This window comes from Noviherbaspirillum pedocola, from assembly GCF_016632335.1.
Classification (GTDB): Bacteria; Pseudomonadota; Gammaproteobacteria; order Burkholderiales; family Burkholderiaceae_D; genus Noviherbaspirillum_A; species Noviherbaspirillum_A pedocola.
This window is the reverse complement of sequence record NZ_JAEPBG010000017.1, coordinates 13,938-38,705: the sequence shown is the minus strand read 5'-3', so window position 1 is coordinate 38,705 and position 24,768 is coordinate 13,938. Positions and strand designations below refer to the sequence as shown.

At 59.9% G+C, this 24,768-nt stretch carries 24 protein-coding genes and 1 other RNA gene; 9 read left to right on the top strand and 16 right to left on the bottom strand.

Annotation, left to right across the window (positions count from 1 at the left end; all coding sequences use genetic code 11):
* Positions 1-141: 141 nt before the first annotated feature.
* Positions 142-1,794, top strand: a complete 1,653-nt coding sequence (locus JJB74_RS26075) for a ShlB/FhaC/HecB family hemolysin secretion/activation protein (RefSeq protein WP_200597036.1) — start codon at positions 142-144, stop codon at positions 1,792-1,794.
* Positions 1,795-1,931: 137 nt separating this feature from the next.
* Here the strand turns inward: JJB74_RS26075 and pepA are convergent, their stop codons facing one another.
* On the bottom strand, positions 1,932-2,768 hold the full coding sequence (gene pepA, locus JJB74_RS26070; protein ID WP_200597035.1) for a flocculation-associated PEP-CTERM protein PepA: 837 nt from the start codon (positions 2,766-2,768) through the stop codon (positions 1,932-1,934).
* Positions 2,769-3,270: 502 nt separating this feature from the next.
* A complete protein-coding gene (locus JJB74_RS26065; RefSeq protein WP_200597033.1) occupies positions 3,271-3,810 on the bottom strand; it encodes a YaeQ family protein in 540 nt (179 codons plus the stop codon).
* Between the two features lie 98 nt (positions 3,811-3,908).
* Here JJB74_RS26065 and JJB74_RS26060 point away from each other — a divergent pair, with 98 nt between their 5' ends.
* Both JJB74_RS26060 and JJB74_RS26055 read left to right on the top strand, forming a co-directional pair.
* Positions 3,909-4,454: a DUF1415 domain-containing protein gene (locus JJB74_RS26060; RefSeq protein WP_200597032.1), complete on the top strand. Its 546-nt coding sequence runs from the start codon at positions 3,909-3,911 to the stop codon at positions 4,452-4,454.
* A 277-nt stretch (positions 4,455-4,731) separates the two neighbouring features.
* Positions 4,732-5,082 (top strand): hypothetical protein, encoded by a 351-nt coding sequence (locus JJB74_RS26055; protein ID WP_200597031.1) that lies wholly within the window; start codon positions 4,732-4,734, stop codon positions 5,080-5,082.
* A gap of 5 nt (positions 5,083-5,087) precedes the next feature.
* Here JJB74_RS26055 and cysM read toward each other — a convergent pair whose 3' ends face one another.
* The 13 genes from cysM to gyrA all read right to left on the bottom strand — a co-directional run bounded on the left by cysM (position 5,088) and on the right by gyrA (position 19,355).
* Positions 5,088-5,990, bottom strand: coding sequence for a cysteine synthase CysM (cysM, locus tag JJB74_RS26050; RefSeq protein WP_200597029.1), 903 nt, complete (start codon positions 5,988-5,990; stop codon positions 5,088-5,090).
* A 149-nt stretch (positions 5,991-6,139) separates the two neighbouring features.
* Positions 6,140-6,571 (bottom strand): ComEA family DNA-binding protein, encoded by a 432-nt coding sequence (locus JJB74_RS26045; protein WP_234484867.1) that lies wholly within the window; start codon positions 6,569-6,571, stop codon positions 6,140-6,142.
* Between the two features lie 30 nt (positions 6,572-6,601).
* On the bottom strand, positions 6,602-7,561 hold the full coding sequence (rfaE1, locus tag JJB74_RS26040) for a D-glycero-beta-D-manno-heptose-7-phosphate kinase (protein ID WP_200597027.1): 960 nt from the start codon (positions 7,559-7,561) through the stop codon (positions 6,602-6,604).
* A gap of 19 nt (positions 7,562-7,580) precedes the next feature.
* Positions 7,581-8,756, bottom strand: a complete 1,176-nt coding sequence (gene lapB, locus JJB74_RS26035) for a lipopolysaccharide assembly protein LapB (RefSeq protein ID WP_200597025.1) — start codon at positions 8,754-8,756, stop codon at positions 7,581-7,583.
* 105 nt (positions 8,757-8,861) lie between these two features.
* Complete coding sequence (locus JJB74_RS26030) at positions 8,862-9,254, bottom strand: LapA family protein (protein WP_407672427.1); 393 nt, start codon at positions 9,252-9,254, stop codon at positions 8,862-8,864.
* 4 nt (positions 9,255-9,258) lie between these two features.
* Complete coding sequence (locus JJB74_RS26025) at positions 9,259-9,564, bottom strand: integration host factor subunit beta (protein WP_200597021.1); 306 nt, start codon at positions 9,562-9,564, stop codon at positions 9,259-9,261.
* Positions 9,565-9,582: 18 nt separating this feature from the next.
* Positions 9,583-11,289 (bottom strand): 30S ribosomal protein S1, encoded by a 1,707-nt coding sequence (gene rpsA / locus JJB74_RS26020; RefSeq protein WP_200597019.1) that lies wholly within the window; start codon positions 11,287-11,289, stop codon positions 9,583-9,585.
* Between the two features lie 200 nt (positions 11,290-11,489).
* On the bottom strand, positions 11,490-12,164 hold the full coding sequence (gene cmk / locus JJB74_RS26015; protein WP_200597017.1) for a (d)CMP kinase: 675 nt from the start codon (positions 12,162-12,164) through the stop codon (positions 11,490-11,492).
* A complete protein-coding gene (aroA, locus tag JJB74_RS26010) occupies positions 12,164-13,495 on the bottom strand; it encodes a 3-phosphoshikimate 1-carboxyvinyltransferase (protein WP_200597016.1) in 1,332 nt (443 codons plus the stop codon). Before aroA ends, cmk begins: the two co-directional genes overlap by 1 nt.
* A gap of 15 nt (positions 13,496-13,510) precedes the next feature.
* Positions 13,511-14,443 carry a prephenate dehydrogenase gene (locus JJB74_RS26005; RefSeq protein ID WP_234484865.1) on the bottom strand — a complete coding sequence of 311 codons (933 nt, stop codon included), beginning with the start codon at positions 14,441-14,443 and terminating at the stop codon, positions 13,511-13,513.
* Entirely contained in the window at positions 14,440-15,549 is a 1,110-nt protein-coding gene (gene hisC / locus JJB74_RS26000) for a histidinol-phosphate transaminase (RefSeq protein WP_200597014.1), read from the bottom strand. Before hisC ends, JJB74_RS26005 begins: the two co-directional genes overlap by 4 nt.
* A 37-nt stretch (positions 15,550-15,586) precedes the next feature.
* On the bottom strand, positions 15,587-16,660 hold the full coding sequence (gene pheA / locus JJB74_RS25995; RefSeq protein WP_200597013.1) for a prephenate dehydratase: 1,074 nt from the start codon (positions 16,658-16,660) through the stop codon (positions 15,587-15,589).
* Between the two features lie 25 nt (positions 16,661-16,685).
* Entirely contained in the window at positions 16,686-19,355 is a 2,670-nt protein-coding gene (gene gyrA, locus JJB74_RS25990; protein ID WP_200597011.1) for a DNA gyrase subunit A, read from the bottom strand.
* 541 nt (positions 19,356-19,896) lie between these two features.
* Between gyrA and ompA the strand changes: the two genes are divergently transcribed.
* The 4 genes from ompA to ssrA all read left to right on the top strand — a co-directional run bounded on the left by ompA (position 19,897) and on the right by ssrA (position 22,465).
* Positions 19,897-20,544: an outer membrane protein OmpA gene (ompA, locus tag JJB74_RS25985; protein WP_200597010.1), complete on the top strand. Its 648-nt coding sequence runs from the start codon at positions 19,897-19,899 to the stop codon at positions 20,542-20,544.
* Positions 20,545-20,655: 111 nt separating this feature from the next.
* Positions 20,656-21,351: a bifunctional 2-polyprenyl-6-hydroxyphenol methylase/3-demethylubiquinol 3-O-methyltransferase UbiG gene (gene ubiG, locus JJB74_RS25980; protein WP_200597008.1), complete on the top strand. Its 696-nt coding sequence runs from the start codon at positions 20,656-20,658 to the stop codon at positions 21,349-21,351.
* A gap of 14 nt (positions 21,352-21,365) precedes the next feature.
* The gene (locus JJB74_RS25975) at positions 21,366-22,040 is read left to right on the top strand and encodes an HAD family hydrolase (RefSeq protein WP_200597007.1); all 675 of its coding nucleotides are present in this window, start codon (positions 21,366-21,368) and stop codon (positions 22,038-22,040) included.
* A 49-nt stretch (positions 22,041-22,089) separates the two neighbouring features.
* Positions 22,090-22,465, top strand: a transfer-messenger RNA (tmRNA) gene (gene ssrA / locus JJB74_RS25970).
* A gap of 375 nt (positions 22,466-22,840) precedes the next feature.
* On the opposite strand, the gene JJB74_RS25965 is transcribed toward ssrA, so the two are convergent.
* A complete protein-coding gene (locus JJB74_RS25965) occupies positions 22,841-23,182 on the bottom strand; it encodes a TM2 domain-containing protein (RefSeq protein ID WP_200597005.1) in 342 nt (113 codons plus the stop codon).
* Positions 23,183-23,350: 168 nt separating this feature from the next.
* Here JJB74_RS25965 and JJB74_RS25960 point away from each other — a divergent pair, with 168 nt between their 5' ends.
* Together JJB74_RS25960 and JJB74_RS25955 are read left to right on the top strand one after the other, a co-directional pair.
* Entirely contained in the window at positions 23,351-24,001 is a 651-nt protein-coding gene (locus tag JJB74_RS25960) for a protocatechuate 3,4-dioxygenase (protein WP_234484864.1), read from the top strand.
* 131 nt (positions 24,002-24,132) lie between these two features.
* Positions 24,133-24,768, top strand: a complete 636-nt coding sequence (locus tag JJB74_RS25955; RefSeq protein WP_200597004.1) for an energy transducer TonB — start codon at positions 24,133-24,135, stop codon at positions 24,766-24,768.

The window sequence follows — 24,768 nt, the reverse complement described above, 5'->3', positions numbered from 1 at the left end:
CCGCTCGAAACCCCGGCTTCGCCCTTGCCAGACGAAAAAATCCACCGGTTTCATTTGGTACGTTACGGGCCGGGATTGGTATAAGCGCTCCTGAAGCGGCGCGCGGCAAAGTCCGCGCGCCGCGCCTCATTCTTCCCAAGCATGAAACTCCATCACACCTTTCTTCCCGCCGCGGCGCTGGCGATTGCGGCAACGCCGGTTCTTGCGCAGCAGCAGCCCGATGCCGGCCGCCTGCTGCAGGAAACCACACAAACCCTGCCACGCCCGGCGCAAAATCCTGGCGTAGCGATCGATATTCTCAAACCCGCCGACATGCAGATGCCCGGCGGACTGCAGGTGAAGATCGACAGCATCCGTATCGACGGTAACAGCCGCATTCCGCAAGCGCAGTTGCTGGACGCGCTCGGCCCGGTCAGCGGCAAGACCTATGATTTCGCCGGCCTGTCCGCTCTTGCTGCGAAACTGACCGCGTATTACCAGGCCCAGGGTTATCCCTTCGCCCGGGTCTATCTGCCGCAACAGGATCTGGCCGGCGGCCAGTTGCAGTTGCACGTGCTCGAAGGCCGCTACGGCCGGGTGACGGCGCATGGCGAGCCGGCCTTCATCGAAGGCGCCCAGGGCTTTCTGTCGCATCTGCCCGTTGGCGCCATCATGGAAAGCCCGGATCTCGAACGCGTCACGCTGATCCTCGACGACCAGCCGGGCGTGCGCACCCGGCCGGTGGTGCGTCCCGGACGGGAAGTCGGCACCGGCGATCTGCTGGTCGAAGTGCAGCGCGACCATCGCTACAAGGGCGAAGTCGGTATCGATGACTACGGCAACCGCTACACCGGCCGGGTGCGTGCCCATGCGAACCTCGATATCGACAGCCCGTTTCGTCTCGGCGACCAGATTGCGCTGCAGTCGCTGTACACGCAGGAGCGGATGTGGTTCGGCTCGCTCGCCTATGCCGCGCCGCTGGGCTATTCCGGCCTGCGCGGACGCGTCGGCTATGCGCATACCTATTACACGCTCGGCGGCAGCTTTTCCGGGCTGGGCGCGAACGGCACGGCTGATATCGCCAGCCTTGGACTCAGCTATCCGCTGATCCGCTCGCAGGCGCGCAATGTGACGCTGTCCGCCGGCCTGGATCACAAGCGCCTGCACGATCGCCAGGATACGACCGCGACCAGCAGTGAAAAATCGAGCGATACGTTGCCGCTGGCGCTGTCCTTCGATGTGCGCGATGGTTTCCTGCGCGCCGGCATCACCTATGGCGCACTGACCTGGACGCCGGGCCGGCTGCATCTGGACGATACCCTTGCGGCCATCGATCAGACGACCGCACGCAGCGCTGGCCGTTTCTCGAAGATCAATCTCGATGTCGCGCGGATCCAGTCGGTGTCCGAGCATGTCGATGTCTACGGACGCATGTCGGCGCAGTGGGCCGGTGGCAACCTCGACTCTTCGGAAAAATTCGGGCTCGGCGGCATCAATGGCGTGCGCGCCTATCCGAGCGGTGAAGGCTACGGCGATTCGGGCTGGCTGGCGCAACTGGAACTTCGCTATGCAGCGGGCTCCTGCATGCCCTATCTGTTCTACGATGCCGGCCGTGTGACCACCAACCGTGATCCGTGGAGCGCCGTGGCAAACAATCACCGCAGTGTTGCCGGCGCCGGCGCCGGTGTGCGCGGCACTTATGGCGATTGGACCGGCAACCTGACGCTGGCCTGGAAAACCCGCGGCGGCGCGGCGCTGTCCGACCCGCATGACGAGCGCCCGGTAGTCTGGGCCAGCGCGCAATACCGCTTTTAAGCGCGATACTCCGGCCGGAAAGCAAGAAGCCGCGGCGATTTGCATCGCCGCGGCTTCTTGCCTTTTCCCCCACCCCCGCCTTCCTGCGAAGACGGCGGCGGAAAGCGGCGCACTTTGATCGTTGCGCCGCCTTTTTCTTACGCCTGTTTCTTGCGGCGCGACAGACCCAGACCCATCAGGCCCAGACCAATCAGCGCAACGCTGGCCGGCTCAGGCACGGCGTTGCCGAAGATGACGTCCATCGAGCCGTTGATCACCTGCGTGCCGGTCGGGCTGAAGTTGTTCAGCTGGCCCGACTGGAAGGACACGTTGTAGAACGGGTTCGGCGCGGTGAAGAAGGAACTGCCGGCCGTGGTCAGGTTGAAGGTGGACGACGAACCGAAGCTGCCGCAGTTGATGCCGCTGCCGCCGGTGCCGCTGCAGGTCGACAGGGTCGGGTCGAGCGTGCCCTGGCCGGAACGCGGCTGACCGTTGGCGATCAGGATGTCATCGGTCGAGCTGCCGGTGGTCCATGCGGTGGAGCCATTGGACGGCTGGCCGAAGGTGGTGTTGGTGCTCGGATCGAGGAACACTTGCAGGCTGCCGCCCGGCGTAAAGTTGAAGGTCGTGCTGCCGTTGGCGTTCGTAGCGAAAGTGCCGTTGCCGGTGTACAGCGCATACATGCCGTACTGTTGCGACAGCGCCGAACCGGTCTGGCCGAGTTGCGAAGCCACCGGCGATTTGCCGTCGTTGGCGACGAACTGGCCGGCATTCCACAGCAGCGACACATTGAAGGTATTGCCGCTGAAGGTGATGACTTCGGTGTAGTTGCCGGTCACTTTATCGGCGGTGAAGGTGTTGGTGGATGCGCCCGGCACCGAAGCTTCTGTGACCTGGAAATCCGGAAATGTCTGGGCCATGGCGCCAGAGGCTGCGAAGCCGAGAACACCGGTCAAAGCTGCTGCGATGAGAGTCTTGTTGATTGCCTTTTTCATATTACCTTCCAGAAATCGTTTGTTTTTGCTTTGCAGACCGAGACCGATAATCAGTCTGGACGCACTCCGGTCTGCTTTCTTGTCTGTAATCAATTGTTATTTGACTGTCAGCTATAAGCCAGAACTGTGCCAGCCAATTGCTTGCCATATAAATCAATGATTTACAGAGTAAAATAAGTTGCAAATATTAAATATGTAAATCGAATCGACATGATTTATCGCAAATCATGTTGCAATCTATCTATGTTTTTACGAAGCTTGTTTTCACGAAATTTTCCGCGACGTAACCTTTGATGGGCATGGAATGACATGCAAGTCGATATGACATGCACGAATGCGTTGCATTGCCGCGTTGTGCAGCAAAGCTGTTTCGCTAAGGGAAGGAGGCAGCCGGGTCGGCTATCGAAAGGGAAAGTGCTAGCAGGGACTGAATGGCGTCATGCCGGATAGGCGACGTTGTGCCGGTTCACTTGCAGCGTCCGGCACATGCCAACGTGAAGACTTATTCGGATTTGAGGGGCTGGAATTGCACCGGCACTGTTTGCTCGCCGCTGCTGATCCAGAGGTCACCGTCCTGCACGGTACATTGAATTTGCATGCCGCGCTGCGCAAGTTCGGCCAGCGCGGCGCTGGTTTCAGGCGCGATGGTATAAACCCGCAAATTCTCGGCTTTCTGCACCCGGGCACCGATTCCGCTCCACCAGGTGGGGCTGACGCTGCCGTAGCTGTACACGACGACTTCAGCCGACCGGCCGCAGGCACGCAGTATGCGGCGCTCATCGGGGTTGCCAACTTCGATCCAGAGTTGGATGGCGCCGGTCAGGTCCTTCTGCCACAGGTCCGGCTCGTCGGCATCGGACAAGCCCTTGCCGAATTGCAGCGCGGCATCGGCATGCCGGATGAAAGCCAGCAGCCGCATCATCAGGCGTTCTTCGGTTTCGGACGGATGGCGCGCCAGGGTAAGGGCATGATCGCCGTAATAAGGCCTGTCCATATCCGCAATTTGTACTTCCGCCTTATATATCGTTGATTTCAGCGCCATAATCTCGTTTTCTGGAATTTCGGGGGAGCGCAAGCATAGCCGATCGCCCGGTCGAAACCGTGCTTTTTGTTCGCTCTCTACTCTTCTTTGGCATCGCTATGCAAGAACAGATCATCGACAACGTTAAGACTTGGCTGGAACGCGCGGTAATAGGCTTGAATCTCTGTCCTTTTGCCAAGGCTGTACACACGAAGGGGCAAATTCGCTATGTCGTCAGCGAAGCGCAGGAGCCGAAACAGCTGGGCGAGGAACTGATGCGCGAATTGAAACTCCTGCATGCCTGCGATCCTTCCCAAACCGACACGACGCTGCTGATTCATCCATGGGTGCTGACCGACTTCTTCGACTACAACGAATTTCTCGATACTGCTGATGAAATCGTCGCTGGACTGGATCTGGAAGGGGAAATTCAGGTAGCGAGCTTCCATCCCCACTATCAGTTCGCCGATACGAAACCCGAAGATATCGAAAACTATACGAACCGCGCGCCCTATCCGATGCTCCATTTGCTGCGCGAAGCCAGCATCGAGAAGGCTGTAGCCGCATTTCCTGACGCAAAGTCGATTTACAAAAGGAACATCGCGACCCTGCGCGAACTTGGAGAGGACGGTTGGAGACGTTTGTTTGCCGAATCGGGTGGTTGACGCCTTGGCAGCAGGGAAGCCGATAAAGAAAACAGTGTGCGGCCATCATCAATCGAGCGACTGTTAAGCAACAGGCAATGGCCAAGCATGAGAATTTGCTGGTAAAAATTTGTTTCTGATGCGAAATTTTTTCCCGCTGGTGCTGTCCAAAAGCTACTATATCGAAAAAATTTTGCACTAATGCATGGCCTTCTTCGGAGCAGCGCCTCGCATGATGTGACATTGCGGCACGGTGAAAGCTTCCCGGCCTCGAACTTGCAATAAGGAATTCACTGAAATGACAAACTCGAACGAGTCCAATCCCAGCAATCGCCTGGCTGACCAGATCCATTACGACCCGAACAACCTGCTCGATTCCCTGATCGAAAAGTTAAACCTGAAGAACGATGCCGCACTGTCGCGCGCCCTGGAAGTGGCGCCGCCTGTCATCAGCAAGATTCGTCATCGTCGTCTGCCAGTCGGCGCTTCGCTGCTGATCCGTATGCATGAAGTCAGCGATTTGAGCATCAAGGAACTGCGCGTACTGATGGGCGACCGGCGCGAAAAATTCCGCATTAGCGACAAGCAATTCAAGCCCAAGGGCGATGCACTGCAAGCCGCTGACGCCATGGACGACGATCAGGAGTAAGACTCTCAGGCCGGGAACACCCCGGTCGACAGATACCGGTCGCCACGATCGCAAACGATAAAAACGATCGTGGCATTCTCGACAGTCTGTGAAATACGCAAGGCCACTTCACAGGCACCGGCCGCAGAAATCCCGCAAAAGATTCCCTCTTCCACCGCCATTCGCCGCGCCATGTGTTCCGCGGCCGCCTGGCTCACGTTTTCCACCTGATCCACGCGCGAGCGATCGAAGATTTTCGGCAGATAGGCTTCTGGCCACTTGCGTATGCCCGGAATCTGCGAACCTTCTTCCGGCTGTGCGCCGATGATGCGCACTCCGGGATTCTGTTCCTTCAGGTAGTGCGACACGCCCATGATTGTGCCGGTGGTGCCCATGGCGCTGACGAAGTGGGTGATTCTGCCTTCGGTATCGCGCCAGATTTCTGGGCCGGTGCTCTCGTAATGCGAGCGTGGATTATCAGGATTGCCAAATTGATCAAGGATGATGCCCTGACCTTCGCGCTGCATCTTGTCGGCCAGGTCGCGCGCATATTCCATGCCGCCGGTCTTCGGTGTCAGGATGATCTGCGCACCGTAGGCAGCCATGCTCTGGCGCCGCTCCAGGCTCAGGTTCTCGGGCATGATCAGCACCATCTTGTAGCCGCGCATGGATGCGGCCATTGCCAGTGCGATGCCGGTATTGCCGCTGGTAGCTTCGATTAGCGTATCGCCAGGCTTGATATCGCCGCGCTCTTCCGCGCCCTTGATCATCGCCAGCGCTGGTCTATCCTTCACCGACCCGGCGGGGTTGTTACCCTCGAGCTTGCCGAGGATGACGTTGTTGCGCCGCGCGGCATCGTCGCCGGGTATGCGTTTGAGTTGCACCAGTGGCGTGTTGCCGACTGTGTCTTCAATAGTCTTGTATGCCATGGCCGATCAGCTTCAGAGAGGTAAATCAGGCATTCTAATCGCAGTCAACAATGTGCGTATGGCGGTGCGTACAGCAGCGGCCATGGTGCGGTAGTCGCAGCAGCAGAAAAAAGCCCCGCATGGGCGGGGCTTGGTGATTCGACTGCAACTTACTTCTTGGCTTCGTCCTTTTTCGCCGACTTGCCTGCCGCGGCCTGGGTAGCAGCGCTGGCCTGCAGCGGCTGGCCGTTGATCCGCAATCCGGCGTCAGACAGGCGCATCGCCTTTTTCTCCTTGACGCCCTTGACCCGCTTTTCAAAATCGCCCCAGTCCTTGAAATCGCCTTTCTTGCGCTCCTCCAGAATGCTGCTGGAGAGCGAGGGACCGATGCCTTTTACGCCATCCAGCGCCGCCTGATCAGCCTTGTTGATTTCGACGTCAGCAGCGTGAGCAAAGACGGCGGCAAGGCAGAAAGATGCGGCAAGCAAGACTTTTTTGATCATGTTTTTCTCCGATTGAAGGGTTGATAGCCATTCGATGCGTGAAACCGGCATGATCCATGCCTGCGCGCATAAACGGCTGATGCCGAATACGGTTGACATTCGGCATCTTCAATCTTCATCGGCGCATGTTCAGCCGAAGAGCTCCTCGCGGGTCACCGTGGCCGTGCCGAGCTTGCCGACCACGATGCCGCCGGCGCGGTTTGCCGTGTGCACCGCTTCGCTCAGCGGCCGCCCGGCGCCGAGCATCGTCGCCAGAGTGGCGATGACGGTGTCGCCGGCGCCGGAGACGTCATAGACTTCGCGCGCCATCGCCGGAAAGTGTTCGACCGCATCTGCGGTGTACAGCGTCATGCCTTCCTCGGAACGCGTAACCAGCAGCGCTTCCAGCGCCAACGCATTGCGCAGGCGCTGCGCCTTTTCGCTGAGTTCCGCTTCACTTTTCCAATTGCCGACGATGTGCCGCAGCTCCGCCCGGTTCGGCGTCAGGATCGACGCGCCGGCATACTGGGAGAAATCATCGCCCTTGGGATCGACCAGTACCCGTTTTCCGAGCGTGCGCGCGGCAGTGATCATGTCGCGTACGTTCACCAGCGCGCCCTTCGCATAATCGGACAACACCACCAGGTCGTAATCAGGCAGCAGCGCATTGAAGCGGGTCAGCTTGTCGCGCAACACGGTATCGCTGGGTGCCTCTTCGAAATCGATGCGCAGCAGTTGCTGCTGCCGGCCGATAACCCGCAGCTTGATGATCGTGGAGATGTCCGGATCACGGCTCAGAAAGCTTGCCACGCCGATGTCGCCAAGCATGTCTTCGACGGTGGAGCCCGCTTCATCGGCGCCAACCACACCGAGCAGGCCTGTCTTCGCACCCAGCGCGGCGGCGTTACGCGCCACGTTGGCGGCGCCGCCCAGCCTTTCCTCACGCCGCTCGACGCGTACCACCGGTACAGGCGCCTCCGGAGAGATGCGGTTGACGTCGCCGAACCAGTAGCGGTCCAGCATGATGTCGCCGACGATCAACACGCGCGTGGCTGGAAGTGCGGTCGGCGCGGCGTCGCGCGTGGCTGGGGAAATTTGATGGATGCTCATGGATAGTGTCTTCGCGCGTTCATGTCATGACATTCAGTTCTTCGGTGCGCCGCGGCGGATAGGTCTCCCAATGGCTGCAGCCGGGGCATTGCCAGTAGAACTGGCGCGCCTTGAAGCCGCAATGGCTGCACTGGTAGCGCGCCAGCTTCTGCGCATAGCCGTGCACTAGATCGCGCACCATGGCCAGTTCGGATTGATATTCCGGCGCGACGACCAGCATGCGCGCCTCGAGCATCTTGTCCAGGCCGAGCAGCGTCGGGGTGCGCCGCAGTTCATTGATCACCACCTGGTTCGCCGCTTCGACGCCATCCAGTTCCAGCACTGCCTTGAAGACGACTTCGAGCAGATCGATGGACGATGCCTCGGCCAGATAAGCCTTGAGCAGATTCACGCCTTCCTGCGGTCGACCGACGGCGCGATAGCCATCCATCAGCCGCTGCGCGACCAGGGCCACATGCGGCACGCTTTGCTGCTCTACCCGGCGCCACGCCAGGAGTGCCGCTTCGGTATCGCCGCGCGCGAGATGCACATCGCCGATCAGCATCGTGGCGCGCACGTTCTTGCGGTCTGCCGCCAGCGCGTGTTCAAGCATGGCAAGCGCAGCCTCGGGATGGGTATGCACCAGCTCATCCTGGGCCAGCTCGCAGTAGAACTGCGCGATTTCCTTTTGCCGGCCGCCGGCACCGGCCTCCTGCAAAGCCTGCGCCGCTTCAATGGCGCGCTTCCATTCCTTTTCGCGCTGATAGATTTCCAGCAGCGCGCGCCGTGCCTGCGCCGCATACGGCGTGTCGATGAGCTTGTTGAAGGATTCCTCGGCGCGATCCAGCAGGCCGGCCTTCAGGTAATCCTGGCCGAGTTCGTACAGCGCCTGTATCCCGTCCTCGGCGGGCAGGTCCGGTCGGGCGAGGAGGTTTTGGTGCACCCGGATCGCCCGTTCGATTTCACCGCGTCGGCGGAACAGGTTGCCTAGCGCATAGTGCAGCTCCACGGTTTCAGGGTCGAGCTTGACGATTTCGATGAATGCATCGATGGCCTTGTCCGGCTGCTCCTGCAGCAAAAAATTCAAGCCCTTGAAATAGCCGGTCGGCAGGGTGCGCGATTCGGACACCAGTTCGCGGATGTCGACGCGCGCTGCGATCCAGCCAAGAGCGAAGAAAATGGGTATGCCCAGCAGCCACCAGGTTTCGAATTCCATGCGGATGTATAGCGTGTTCGCTTGTTCTTTAGGCGGCGTTTGCCGCATGTTGTTGTGATTGCTGCGTTGCCGATGCCTGCCGACTGTGCATTCAGGCCGAGACGCTCAGTAAGCATCCGCAGGTGGCGACGCGTTGCCTCGGTCAGGTGTCGCCCCATTTTTTTGCAGGACGACGATCGCATGCTTGTGCTTGCCGAGTTCGCGGCGGTAGCGGAACACCATCGGTGTCATCGCCAACACGCCGAGCACAGCGCCGATGGCAAAAAAGCCCAGCAGCAAAAGCACCAGCGGACCGCGCAGCTCGTAATCAAGAAAAAAGCGCAGCGCCACTTCCTGGGTATTCTTCAAGGCGAAACCGAAGAACAGCACGAACAGCACGGCAGCGAGGAGGCGAAACAAGAGCTTCATGTCCGGTGATTCCTTCTGGTCCGGGCGAAAAAGCGAAATTGTACGCGAAAAAAAACGGCATCCGAGAATGCCGTTTTTTCTGGTGCGCAATGACTCAGTCTTCCTTAATCGGCTGGCCGACCATCGCATCCACGCGCTCGCGCAGCTCCTTGCCGGGCTTGAAGTGCGGCGCCCATTTTTCCGGCACCATCACTTTCTCGCCCGACTTCGGGTTGCGTCCGGTCCGCGGAGGACGAACGTTCACCGCAAAGCTGCCGAAGCCGCGGATCTCGATGCGCTGACCCGCGGCCAGCGCATCGGCGATCGCATCGAGAATGATCTTGACGACGAAATCCGCATCCTTTGCTACCAGCTGCGGATACCGTTCAGCCAGACGGGCAATCAATTCCGACTTGGTCATGGACGAAGCGCCCCTTTATCAGCCCTTGTTGTCGAGCTTGGCCTTGAGCAGCGCGCCCAGGCTGGTGGTGCCCGAAGCAGCGTTGGAATCGGCCGACATCTTCTGCATCGCTTCCTGGGTCTCGGCGTTGTCTTTCGCCTTGATCGAGAGCTGGATGCTGCGCGATTTGCGATCGATATTGATCACCATCGCTTCGAGCTTGTCGCCAACCTTCACGTGGGTCGATGCATCTTCCACGCGATCGCGGGAGATTTCCGACGCACGCAGATAGCCTTCGACTTCCTCGGACAGCTGGATCACGGCGCCCTTCGGCTCGACCGACTTGACCGTGCCGTTAACCAGCGCGCCCTTGTCGTTCATCGCAACGAAGTTGTTGAACGGATCGCCTTCCAGTTGCTTGACGCCCAGAGAAACGCGCTCGCGCTCGACGTCGATGGCCAGAACCACGGCTTCCAGCTCGTCGCCCTTCTTGAACTTGCGCACGGCTTCTTCGCCGGACTCGGTCCAGGACAGGTCGGACAGGTGCACCAGGCCGTCGATGTTGCCCGGCAGGCCGATGAACACGCCGAAGTCGGTGATCGACTTGATGGCGCCGGTGACGCGATCACCCTTCTTGTGGGTGATGGCGAAATCGTCCCAGGGATTCGGCTTGCACTGCTTCATGCCCAGGCTGATGCGGCGACGCTCTTCGTCGATTTCCAGGACCATGACTTCGACTTCGTCGCCCAGCTGGACAACCTTGTTCGGAGCCACGTTCTTGTTGGTCCAATCCATTTCGGAGACGTGCACCAGGCCTTCGATGCCCTGCTCGACTTCCACGAACGCGCCGTAGTCGGTCAGGTTGGTGACCTTGCCGAACAGACGGGTGCCTTGCGGATAGCGACGGGACAGACCGGTCCAAGGATCGTCGCCCAGCTGCTTGACGCCCAGCGAGACGCGGTTCTTTTCCTGGTCGTACTTGAGGACCTTGGCGGTGATTTCCTGGCCGACGGACAGCACTTCCGACGGGTGACGCACACGACGCCATGCCAGGTCGGTGATGTGCAGCAGGCCGTCGATGCCGCCGAGGTCAACGAACGCGCCGTAGTCGGTGATGTTCTTGACGATACCGGTGACGATGGTGCCTTCCTTCAGGGTTTCCATCAGCTTGGCGCGCTCTTCGCCCATCGACTCTTCGATGACGGCGCGGCGGGACAGCACAACGTTGTTGCGCTTGCGATCCAGCTTGATGACCTTGAATTCCAGGGTCTTGCCTTCGTACGGGGTGGTGTCCTTGACCGGACGGGTGTCGACCAGCGAACCCGGCAGGAAGGCACGAATGCCGTTGGTCAGAACGGTCAGGCCGCCCTTGACCTTGCCATTGACGGTACCGGTGACGATTTCGCCGGATTCCATGGCTTTTTCCAGCGACAGCCAGGAAGCCAGACGCTTGGCCTTGTCGCGGGACAGGATGGTGTCGCCGAAACCGTTTTCCAGCGACTCGATGGCCACGGTGATGAAGTCGCCGACATTGACTTCGACTTCACCGTTGTCATTCTTGAATTCTTCGATGGGGATGAAGGCTTCCGACTTCAGGCCGGCGTTGACGATCACGAAATTGTGGTCGAGGCGCACGACTTCAGCGGAGATCACTTCACCAGAACGCATGTCCTGACGGGACAGCGATTCCTCGAACAGAGCTGCAAAGCTTTCCATTTGAGGAGCAGCTTCCGACTGGGAGGACATTTGCACAGTAGACATAAAGTTAGTAAGGGTTAGCCGGCGCAACGCGGGATTGCGAGACATCCGGGAAAAGTTGCTGACAACCGCATCGCACTTTGCATGCGTGCGGCACCATTTTTACTGCGAGAACAGCTGCCTATATGCCGACCGTGGCGGCGGAATCAACCATCAAGTTGGTGAATTGTTTCGCCAATCGGATTTCATCAGGCTTTTTTTCTTGCCGCTGCGTACCACTGCAGCACCTGTTCGACCGCCTCATCGGCATTCATTTCGGAGGTATCCAGCAGGCAGGCATCTTCGGCAGGTTTGAGGGGCGCAATCGCACGGTTCGCGTCTCGGGCGTCCCGCTCGGTCAAATCCTGAAGAAGACCGGCCATGTTAGCAGCAAAGCCCTTGTCAATCAATTGCTTATATCGCCTTTCCGCACGGGCCTGCACACTTGCGGTAAGGAAAACCTTTAGTTGTGCACTGGGAAAGATGACGGTACCCATGTCGCGTCCATCGGCCACCAGCCCCGGCGGCTTCCTGAAGCCGAGCTGCAGCTTCACCAGCGCATGCCGCACCGCCGGCAGCGCGGCAATGCGTGAAGCAGTGTTACCGACATCCTCGGCGCGGATGGCATGGCTGACGTCCTCCTTACCGAGATAAACATGCTCGCCGGCGAACGAGCACGGCAGTCCTGCGGCAAGCTTGGCAAGCGCATGCTCGTCGTTGATCGGCGTCGCATGGCGCAGCGCGGACAGCGCGGTCAGGCGGTACAGCGCGCCGGAATCGAGGTAATGGAATCCGAGGCGGTCGGCAACGCGGTGTGCAACCGTGCCCTTGCCAGATGCGGTCGGGCCGTCGATCGTGATGACGGGAATCGCGGCGGCAGTCATCAGAACAGCTCGTCCTTGGTGATCGAGGCGAAGGCTTCGAAGTAATCGGGGAAGGTCTTGGCCACGCATTTTGGATCGTTGATCCGGATGCGCGCGCCGGCGCGTGCGGCGCCGGTCAGCGCCGCCAGCGAAAAGCACATTGCCATGCGGTGGTCATCGTAGGTGTCGATGGCAGCAGGAAGAATCGTGGCCGGCGGCGTGATGCGCAGATAGTCAGCACCCTCCTCTACTTCGGCGCCGAGCTTGCGCAGCTCGGTGGCCATCGCCGCCAGGCGGTCGGTTTCCTTGACGCGCCAGCTGCCGATGTTGCGCAAGGTCGACGTGCCATCCGCGAACAGCGCGGCGACCGCAATCGTCATCGCCGCGTCCGGAATATGGTTGAAGTCGGCATCGATCGCGCGCAGCGGGCCATTGGCATTGGCGACAGCCTCGATCCAGTTGTCGCCCATCGTGATGGTCGCGCCCATCCGCTCGAGCGCATCGACGAAGCGCACATCGCCCTGGATGCTGTCGCGACCCACGCCAATGACGCGCACCGGGCCACCAGCGATCGCGCCCGCAGCCAGGAAATACGACGCCGACGATGCATCGCCTTCCACATGGATCGCACCCGGGCTGGTGTAGCGCTGGCCGGCTTCGACGGTGAACGCCTGCCAGCCGTCGCGCCGCACTTCCACGCCGAAACGGCGCATCAGGTTCAGCGTGATTTCGATATAGGGTTTGGAAATCAGCTCGCCGACCACCTCGATCGTGACCGCTTCCTCGCGCGCCATCAGCGGCGCGGCCATCAACAGCGCGGTCAGGAACTGGCTCGACACATTGCCGCGCACCTTCAGCTGTCGTGCCCGGATCAGGCCGCGCCGGATATGCAGCGGCGGAAAACCCGGCTCGCCGGTGTATTCGATGCGCGCGCCGACTGCGTTCAGCGCATCGACCAGGTCGCCGATCGGGCGTTCATGCATGCGCGCCACGCCATGCAGCGTGTAGTCGCCGCCGGTAACGGCCAGCGCTGCGGTCAGCGGACGGATCGCAGTGCCGGCATTGCCCATGAACAGGTCGGCCTGGTGCGTCGGAAAGACGCCGCCGACGCCATGCACGATGTAATCCTGGCTCTCGCCGATCTGCTCCCAGCGCACGCCGAGTTTTTGCAGCGCCATCAGCATCACATGGGTATCGTCGGAAGCCAGCAGCTCGTGGATGTGGGTCGTGCCTTCGGACAGCGCCGCCAGCAGCAGCGTGCGGTTGGAAATGCTCTTCGAGCCGGGCAGGCGCACGGCGCCTTTCGCATGGATCGCAGGCTGCAGGTCGAGGGAATGGGGATAGCGCTTCATGATGTACCGCCTGAATTAGTCACCGCCTGATTGGGATTGCTTTTCGCTGGCTTCGATCGCGCTGATCCAGGCATGGCGCGCGCGCTGCGCATTCGCATACACCGCTTCCAGCGCGGCGCCGTCGGCGGCGACCAGCATGGCGCGCAGTTTGCCGAGCTGGGCCAGATAGGAATCGAGTTCGGCAAGCATCGCGTCCCGGTTGGCAAGCGTGATGTCGCGCCACATTTCCGGCGATGAACCGGCGATCCGGGTGAAATCGCGGAATCCGCTCGCGGCGTACTGGAACAGCAGGTCGGCATGCGGCTTGGCGGCGATATCGTCCACCAGCGCATAAGCCAGCAGATGCGGCAAATGGCTGACCGCGGCAAAGATGCGGTCATGCTCTTCGGGACTGAGCCTGTGCACGACCGCGCCGCAATGCTGCCACGCCGCCGCAACGCGTTCCACGTCCTGCGAGCGGTTTTCCGGCAAAGCCGCCAGCACCACTTTCTTGCCGACGTACAAATCCGGAATCGCCGCGTCCGGACCGTTCAGCTCGCGGCCGGCGATCGGATGGCCGGGTATGAATTGTCCGATGCGATCACCCAGTGCGGTGCGCGCTGCGGCAACCACATCGGACTTGGTGCTGCCGGCATCGGTGACGATGGCGTCCGGCCGCAGGAATGGACGGATTGCCGACAGGATCGCTCCGGTCTGCGCCACCGGCGCGGCGACAAGCACCAGGTCCGCATCCCGTACCGCCTCTTCGGCGGAAGGCGCGCCGGCATCGACTATGCCCAGCTCAACAGCACGCGCCAGCGTTGCCGGATTGCGCGACACGCCCACGATGCGCTCGGCAGCGCCGGCACGCTTCATGGCCAGCGCAAAGGAGCCGCCGATCAGGCCGACGCCGAAGATCGCAACCTGGCGAAATAGCGGCATCGTCTTGGCGGACGCCGTAGCCGTCATGCGGCCAACGCCTGCTTCAATGCGGTGAGGAAAGCGGCATTTTCTTCCGGCAAGCCGATCGAGATACGCAGCCATTGCGGCAGCCCGTAACCGTTCACAGGCCGCACGATGATGCCCTGCTTTAACAGCGCCAGATTGACGCGGCTGCCTGCCCCGTCATCGGCGCCGACCTTGACCAGCACGAAATTGCCGTAGGACGGCACGTATTCCAGGCCGAGCGCATCGAAGCCCGCGGTCAATTGACGGTAGCCGGCAGCATTGATCTGCGCACTGCGCTCCAGAAACTCCCGGTCGTTCAGCGCAGCGATCGCGGCGGCTTGCGCGAGGCTGTTCACATTGAACGGCTGACGCACCCGGTTCAGCAGATCGGTCAGCTGCGGCTGCGCGATCGCGAAACCGACGCGCAAACCGGCCAGGCCGTATGCCTTGGACATGGTGCGCGACACCAGCAGATTCGGATACCGGCGCACCCAGGCAATCGAATCGTATTGCAGTTCGGCGGCCAGGTATTCGTTATAGGCCTCGTCCAGCACCACCACGACCTGCGGCGGCACTTGCGCGAGGAAAGCCTCGAGTTCGGCCGCAGGCACGAAGGTGCCGGTCGGATTGTTCGGATTGGCGATGAACACCAGCTTCGTATCCGCCTCGATCGCACGTCCCATCGCAGGGATGTCATGCCCGTAATTCAGCGACGGCACTTCGATGCCACGCGCGCCAACGCCCTGCGTAGCCAGCGGATATACCGCGAACGAATACTGGGAATAGACGATGGATTCGCCCGGCGCCACCAGGGCATGGGCAGCAAGCTCGAGGATGTCGTTGCTGCCATTGCCCAGCGTAATCCAGTCCATCGGCACATCGTATTTCGCCGCGATCGCCGCCTTCAGCTCGAAACCGTTGGAATCGGGATAGCGGCCCAGGTCGGCGAGCGCGGCCTCGATCGCCCGGCGCGACGATTCGGGCATGCCGAGCGGATTTTCATTCGAGGCCAGCTTGACGATATTGGCTTCATCAAGACCGAATTCGCGCGCGACTTCGGAGATCGGCCGGCCGGCCTGGTAAGGGGCGATGCGCCGCACATGGGCGGGTCCAAATTCGAAAGACATAGCGTTCCAGCGACTGAAGAAGATTGACGAAGCGGATTCAAAGACTGCAGGGATAGGAACCAAGCACCTTGAAGAAAGCGGCGTTTTCCTTCAATTCCGTTAATGCCGTGGCCATGCGCGTTTCGTCGGCATGACCTTCGACATCAACATAGAAATAGTATTCCCAGGTTCCCATGCGCGCCGGACGCGATTCAAACCGCGTCATCGACACGCCATTCCTGGCAAGCGGCGCGAGCAGATTGTAGACCGCGCCCGCTTTGTTCGCGACCGACAGCACCAGAGCGGTCCGGTCATGGCCGCTAGGCGCGGTGCGCAGCCGTCCGATCACGCCGAAACGCGTGCGATTATGCGGATCGTCCTGCACCTGGCTGTTGACCACGCGCAGACCATGCTTTTCACCGGCCATTTCGCCAGCGATTGCCGCGACCGCATGATCCTGCGCTGCAATCCGCGCCGCCTCGCCGTTCGAGGAGACCGGGTCGCGTGCAAGCGCGGGATAGTGCTGATTCAACCAGCCCTGGCATTGCGCCAACGCCTGCGGATGGGCGCAGATGCGACGGATGCCGTCCATGCTGCCGCTTGCGGTCATCAAACAGTGATGCACCGGCAGCGACACTTCGCCGCTGATCGTCAGCGTGGTTTGCAGCAGCAAATCCAACGTGCGATTTACCGCGCCTTCGGTAGAGTTTTCCACCGGCACCACGCCAAAATCCGCCACGCCAGCTTCGGTGGCACGGAATACCTCGTCGATGGACGCGCACGGCAAGCCGTTCACCGCATGGCCGAAATGGCTGTAGACCGCCGCTTCGCTGAACGTGCCTTCGGGACCGAGGTAGGCGACCGTCATGCGCCGCTCCAGCGCGCGGCAGGCCGACATGATTTCCCGAAAGATGGTCTGCAGATCGCTGTCGATCAGCGGGCCGGGATTACGCTCGGCCACGTTGCGCAGCACCTGCAGTTCACGCTCGGGCCGGAAGATCGGCGCATTGGTCTCGGCCTTCACATGACCAACTTCCTGCGCAACCTTCGCACGCTGGTTCAGCAAGTCCAGGAGTTGCGCATCGATCGCATCGATGCGCGCCCGCAGCGGAGTCAGTTTGTCATCGCTCATCGCGTCTTTCGCATTACGGCCGGGATCAGGCTGCGCCATTGTCGTTCTCGCCATCGGCAAGCGGCGCGTCCGATGCTTCGCCCGCCTCCACTGCATCGGCTGCTTCGTCCTCAAGATCGGCAACATCCGATTCAACGATGCGCTGCAGGCCGGAGAGACGGGTGCCGTCCTCGACCGCGATCAAGGTCACGCCCTGGGTCGCACGACCCATTTCTCGGATTTCGGCGACACGGGTGCGGATCAGCACGCCGCCAGTAGTAATCATCATGATTTCATCGCCAGGTTCGACCAGCGTCGCGGCGACCACTCGGCCGTTGCGCTCGGAAGTCTGAATCGCGATCATGCCCTTCGTGCCGCGGCCATGGCGGGTGTACTCAGTGATGGGGGTGCGCTTGCCGTAACCGTTTTCGGTTGCAGTCAACACCGATTGCTGCTCGTTTTCCGCGACCAGCAACGCGATCACCTGCTGACCGTCCTCCAGGTTCATGCCGCGCACGCCGCGCGCAGTGCGTCCCATCGGTCGCACATCGTTTTCATCGAAACGCACCGCCTTGCCGGCGTCGGAGAACAGCATCACATCATGCTTGCCGTCGGTCAGCGCAGCGCCGATCAGGAAGTCGCCTTCGTCGAGGTCGACCGCAATGATGCCGGCCTTGCGCGGATTGCTGAAGTCCGACAGCGGGGTCTTCTTCACGGTACCCAGGCTGGTCGACATGAAGATGAAGTGATCCTCGGGGAAACTGCGGTTTTCGCCGGACAACGGCAGCACCACGGTAATCTTCTCGCCATCTTGCAGCGGGAACATGTTGACAATCGGCCGGCCGCGGGAATTGCGCGAACCCTGTGGCACTTCCCATACCTTGAGCCAGTACATCCGGCCACGGTTCGAGAAGCACAGGATGTAATCGTGAGTGTTGGCGATGAAGAGCTGGTCGATCCAGTCATCTTCTTTCGTCGCCATCGCCTGGCGACCACGTCCACCACGCTTTTGCGCACGATATTCGGAAACCGGCTGCGCCTTCATGTAGCCGGAGTGCGACAGCGTCACCACCATGTCTTGTGGCGTGATCAGGTCTTCCGTGCCGAGGTCGGTGGCGTTGTGCTCGATGGTCGAACGACGTGCATCCTTATTGCCGCCGTATTCATTGCGTGCCGCAGTCAGTTCATCGGCAATGATCGCCGTCACCCGCTCGGAACGCGCAAGGATGTCGAGCAGATCGGCGATGGTTTCCATCACTTCACGGTATTCGTTGACGATCTTGTCCTGCTCCAGACCGGTCAGGCGCTGCAGGCGCATCTGCAGGATTTCCTGGGCCTGGTCATCGGAAAGCTTGTACAGGCCGTCCGGCTGGATACCGTAATGCCGCGGCAGGCTGGCCGGACGGAAGGCTTCGATGCCGCCGGCATTGTTTTCGCCCGCGCGAGCAAGCATTTCGCGCACCATCGACGAATCCCAGGCACGCGACATCAGTTCAGTCTTTGCGATAGGCGGCGTCGGCGCGGCGCGGATGATCGCAATGAAATCGTCGATGTTCGCCAGCGCCACCGCGAGACCTTCCAGCAGATGACCGCGTTCGCGCGCCTTGCGCAGTTCGAACACGGTACGACGCGTGACCACTTCCCGTCGGTGCGACAGGAAGCATTCAATCATCTGCTTCAGATTCAGCAGCTTCGGCTGGCCATCGACCAAGGCCACCATGTTCATACCGAAGGTGTCTTGCAGCTGCGTTTGCTTGTACAAGTTGTTCAGTACAACTTCGCCGACCTCGCCGCGCTTGAGTTCGATCATCACCCGCATACCCGATTTATCGGACTCATCGCGGATATCAGAGATGCCCTCAAGCTTCTTCTCGCGCACCAGTTCAGCGATGCGCTCGAGCAGAGATTTCTTGTTAACCTGGTAAGGTAGTTCGTCGACGATGATCGCGGTGCGATCCTTGCCGACTTCTTCGAAGTGAGTCTTTGCGCGCATCACGACGCGACCACGTCCGGTCCGATAACCGTCGCGCACTCCGGAAATGCCGTAGATGATGCCGCCAGTCGGGAAATCCGGCGCTGGCACCAATTCGATCAATTCTTCGACCGTCGCATCCGGATTGCGCAGGACATGCAGTGCCCCATCAATGACTTCGGTAATGTTGTGCGGCGGAATGTTCGTCGCCATGCCGACCGCAATGCCGGAGGAACCGTTAATCAGCAGGTTCGGAATCCGTGTCGGCAGGACAGTGGGTTCCTTTTCCTTGCCGTCGTAGTTCGGCTGGAAGTCAACGGTTTCCTTGTCGATATCGGCGAGCATCTCGCCGGCGATCTTGTCCAGGCGGCACTCGGTGTAGCGCATCGCCGCGGCGCCGTCGCCGTCAACCGAGCCGAAATTCCCCTGCCCATCTACCAGCATGTACCGCAGCGAGAAAGGCTGGGCCATCCGGACCAGGGTGTCATAAATGGAAGCGTCGCCATGCGGGTGATACTTACCCATGGTGTCGCCAACCACGCGCGCGCATTTCACGTATGGACGATTCCATACATTGTTCATTTCATGCATCGCATACAACACGCGTCTGTGCACCGGCTTCAAGCCGTCGCGCACATCGGGCAAAGCGCGACCCACAATGACGCTCATCGCGTAATCGAGGTAGCTCTTGCGCATCTCTTCTTCAAGAGAAATGGGGATAGTTTCTTTTGCGAATTGATCCATGGAGGGCGTGGGCTCTTGCCAGACAAGTCTCTAAAAAGCGGACTTGAAGTGAATTGACGATTTTTTAAAACCTCACATCTTACCATGCGCAGATGCGTACCGCCCGTTACCGGCTGGCTAACCGACGGTGAAACCCTGCATAGACCGCACCTATAAATGTTGCAGAATACGCATTACAAGTTACCTCCATCATCGAAGTTGACAAAATCACATTGTTTAATTTTAGGCAATGAAGTGTTAGCAAAATCCACGAAAATATGCACAAGCGGTTTCAAGAAAGCTGGTTTTTCCCGGTAAAGGGGCGCAATCCCATGTCGTTGCTAAAACGCGACAAAGCATCAAAAACGTGGTTTGAGCTATTTGACAAGCCCTGTTTGCCTAGGGAGCCTGTGGCAAAATGTAGGTTAGTTAAGATCATTGCATATAGCCAATTTATATGTGTGATGACCTGAACCGCATGGTATTATCCGTCAATCAACTTTTTTGAAATTATCGATTGTTGCGCAGTTCATCTGCGGATATCTCACCCGAGAGGAGAAACATGAATAAATTAGTAAAACTCGTCTTCGCTGCGTCCGCAGTCGTAGCTTTTAGTGCATCGGCACAAGAAATCACCGACATCAAGGCTCCGACCCCGAACAGCGCATATCTGCAAGACGCTCGTGGCGTTGTTGTTCGTGATCCGTTTGGCCTGTGCTGGCGCAATGGCTACTGGACCCCGGCTGATGCTGCTCCTGGCTGCGATGGTCCGCTGGTTCAGGCACAAGCCCCGGCGCCCGCTCCGGCACCTGCCCCGGCTCCGGCACCTGCCCCGGCTCCCGCAGCACCGACCTCCGAAAAAGTTACCTTTGCTGCTGATACCTTCTTCGACTTCGACAAGGCCGTTCTGAAGCGCGATGGTAAAGCCAAGCTGGACGATCTGGTCTCCAAGCTGAAAGACATCAACCTGGAAGTCATCATTGCTGTCGGCCATACTGACTCCATCGGCACCAAGTCTTATAACCAGCGCCTCTCGGTCCGCCGTGCCAACGCTGTCAAGGCTTACCTGGTATCCAAAGGTATCGAAGCCAACCGTGTGTACACCGAAGGTAAAGGCGAAAGCCAGCCGATCGCGGATAACAAGACCGCTGCCGGCCGCGCTAAGAACCGTCGTGTGGAAATCGAAGTTGTCGGAACGCGCAACAAGTAATCGATCTTTCTCTCACAACCCCGCTTCGGCGGGGTTTTTTTATGTCCGATCTCGCATACCTATTGCGATGACCGCGAGCAGGCTTCGCATTTTCGTCTTATCATCCGCGCCATGAATGCCGATCCTTTAGAACTACAGAAATTCAGTGAGCTCGCCCATCGCTGGTGGGATCCCACGAGTGAATTCCGTCCATTGCATGAGATTAATCCCCTTCGTCTGGAGTGGATTCATGCGCGTGTTCCGCTTGCAGGCAAAAAAGTTCTCGACATTGGCTGCGGCGGCGGCATTCTGGCTGAATCTATGGCCAGAAAAGGCGCCGATGTAACCGGAATAGATTTGTCCGAAAAAGCTTTAAAAGTTGCCGATCTGCACAGCCTGGAAAGTGGCGTGGCAGTGCGCTACGAATTAATATCGGCCGAAGACATTGCGGCGCGCGAACCAGGAAGCTATGACGTTGTTACATGCATGGAAATGCTTGAGCATGTACCGGATCCCGCCGCTATCGTTCATGCCTGTGCCAGCCTGGTAAAGCCTGGCGGACATGTATTTTTCTCAACGATCAATCGTAATCCGAAGTCTTACCTCTTCGCGGTGATTGGCGCCGAGTATGTGCTGCGACTCCTGCCAAAGGGCACGCATGATTATGCGAAGTTCATTACGCCATCAGAATTGGCGCAGTACATTCGCAATGCCATGCTGGAAGTTCAAGCACTGAAGGGCATGACTTACAACCCGCTCACCAAAATCTATAGTTTGAATCAGGATACAAGCGTCAATTATCTGGTCGCCGCCAGGCGGCCGGCTTAGGGCGCTTTCAACCCATGCATGCACTTCTGCCCCGCCCGCGGGCTATTCTGTTTGATCTGGATGGCACGCTCGCTGATACTGCGCCCGATCTCGCGCAAGCGCTCAACAAGCTTCGCACCGACCGCGGGCTCGATCCGGCCCCTTACGAGAACCTTCGCCCCTATGCATCCGCCGGCGCACGAGGCCTGATTGGCGCCGGCTTCGGATTGCAGCCCGGCGCCGATGAGTATGAGGAATTGCGGATCGAGTTTCTCGACAATTACGCGGCCGCAATTTCTGTTCACAGTCGCTTGTTCACCGGCGTTCCGGAACTGCTGGCCTATTTGCGGCAAACCAGCGTGGCCTGGGGCATCGTTACAAACAAGGCAATGCGTTTCACGCATCCGCTGGTACCGTTGCTGGGTCTTGCCGATGCTGACTGCGTCATTGGTGGTGACACCACGCCACATCCAAAACCGCATCCTGCACCCTTGCTGGAGGCGGCAAGAAGGCTGACATTGGCACCGCAGGACTGCTGGTATGTCGGCGACGACCTTCGTGACATCCAGGCAGGCAAGGCAGCGGGCATGACAACGATCGCCGCAGGATGGGGCTATTGCGGCGATGAAGGCCCGACCAATTGGAACGCGGACGCCGTGGCCGTCGCGCCTATGGATTTGATGGACTTGTTTTCGCTCACAAGCTCTTGAAACGTCCGGCAATCGCCCTATCTTCTGCAGTACAATAGCGTTTCTGTTTGGGGGCGACTTGGTCTCGACAGGGGTTGCGAAGCAGTGCAGGGCATACCGAGGACTGGTTACCTCGTAAAACCATCCAGATAGCAATAAATGCTAACGATGAAGCTTACGCTCTCGCAGCGTAATACCTAGAAACTTAATAACTTTCTAGCTCCACACCGCCTCGTCCCTGGGGCGGGCCGGCAACGGCAGTGGAGTCACTCACAGGGAATCGCGTTACGTCGGGTCACTTGGCGCAACGTTAAAAATAGGTGACTCGCTTTGCCGAAGCGCGTGCGTCCGCGTCGGCAGGGTCAAAACCAAATGGCTGCACTAAGTATGTAGAACTGTCTGTAGAGGACTTCTGGACGCGGGTTCGATTCCCGCCGCCTCCACCACCAATAAAAATGCCACCGCAAGGTGGCTTTTTTATTGGTGTTTCAGATGCCGTATCGAACCCGCGGGACGCGGGGCGAGTCAGGGTTGCGGCGAGCATGCTCGCCGCTGCCGAGCGCCGGTGCGCTTGCAAGCGCACCGGCCGGGAGACTCCCGCCGCCTCCACCACCAATAAAAATGCCACCGCAAGGTGGCTTTTTTATTGGTGTTTCAGATGCCGTATCAAACCCGCGGGACGCGGGGCGAGGCAGGGTTGCGGCGAGCATGCTCGCCGCTGCCGAGCGCCGATGCGCTTGCAAGCGCATCGGCCGGGAGATTCCCGCCGCCTGCCTGCCAATACATTCTCAGCAAGGCATGACACCGCCACACGGCAATGCTCAGAAGTCGTATCCCGCACCAATTGCGGCGAGGATGGCGACGAACACCACCAGTGGCACAACGAACAGTGCAATCGGCAGCCAGCGTGGCACCGGTCTTCCCGGTATGCCGCCGTTGTAACGTGCAGCCCAGGCGTCAGCGCTCATGAAGCCGTAACGATAAGCTTCCAGCGAGGCAAGCACGCCAGGTACGCCGGTCCAGCAAAACAGCAGGTACAGCATGCCCAGATAGGGCTCGCCGAGATAGAAGTGATGCAGGCCGAAGTCGCCGAGCAGCGCGGCCAGGAGCACGGCACGGGTCTGATCCCTCGAGAGCCGGGAGGCGGGAATCGGCTGTTTCATATGCGGGCTTGCTCCTGCCAAAGTTGCTGGTCGAACGCGCGTGGCATGCGGCTGACTCGATGTTTCCAACCTCAAGCGGCGAGGCTTCAGCGCCCCGATTGATGAACGGACAAGCCTGGAGACGGCAATGTCGCACACTATCCGATCCCGGACAGGAAGGAGCTTCCAATGAAACTCGATCGCGATCACATCAACCCGCTCAGGCGGCGCATGCTGCTCGGCGCACTGGCATGCGCGGCGCAACCGGCGCTGGCGCAAAACCGGGCGCCAACGCCGCCACAAACCGAAGGACCGTTCTACCCTGATCGGCTGCCGCTCGACCAGGATAACGATCTGACCATGGTTACCGGCCATCCATTCCCGGCGGCGGGTGAGATCACCGATTTGACCGGGCGCATCACGGATCTGAACGGTAAGCCCCTGCGCGGCGTGGTCATCGAGATCTGGCAAGTCGACAACAACGGCCATTACCTTCATACCGCCGATCCCGGCGCTGACAAGGATGCAAACTTCCAGGGCTATGGCCGCTTCGAGACCGGTCTGGATGGCACCTACCGTTTCCGCACCATCAAGCCGGTGCCGTATCCCGGGCGCACGCCGCATATCCACGTGAAGCTGCAGCGTGGCGGCCGCGAATTGCTGACCACGCAGATGTACGTGCAGGGTCATCCGCTCAATGAACGCGACGCGATCCTGCGCGGCATCCACGATGCGCAACAGCGTGCCTCCGTGCTGGTGCCGTTTCTCCCGAGCCGCGAACGGCCCGCAGAGCTGACAGCCAGGTTCGATATCGTGCTCGGAATCACACCGGTATCGTGAAATGTGCATCCCGGGACAATTGCCCGGGCATCTCGGCGCATCATTTTTTGCGCAATGTTTCCTGTTTCCCAAAGACAAGACAACATGCGGTGTTTTATCCTGTGCGGCCGACACCCCCGCCAACCCAACGGATGAAATCCGCCGTCTCGAAAACCGCAGGCAAGCGCACGGAAACCCGAGCGGATCGTGCATTGATGCACGCCAGCCTGCTTCTGCTGGCGCTGCTGCTGCATCTGCAACTGCTGCAATGGCTTGCGCCGCATTTCACGGCGAGCGGCGAACGCGTGCAAGAGCGCGTGCTCCGCATCAGGACCTTGCCGGCGCCCGCCATGCCAGCCGCCAAAGCGCCGATTGCGCCGGTAAAATCGGAATCGCATCGTGCCGATACGCCGGCACCGGCCGCCGTTTCCCGAACGGATCCGATACCAGCTCCCACGCCCGCCGAGAAATCCGCCACGGCACAGCTCGCCGCGCCACCCTCCTTCACCCACTCGCTGCATGCGCTCACGCGCCAGCCCGAGCTGCAGGGCGACGGTCCGCAACTGGTGCAGCTGCCCGAGGACATGCAGCAGCCGGGCAGCATCCTGCTGCGGCTGTTCATCGACAGGCATGGCATCGTCAATGGCGTGAACGTGTTGCGCTCAACGCTTCCGCGCGAGATCGAAGGCCAGATCGTGCTGCAGTTCTACCGGGCGGCTTATCGGCCCGGGGAAATCGATGGCGAGCCGGTGGACAGCGAAATGCTGCTCCAGATCTCCACGCAGTAA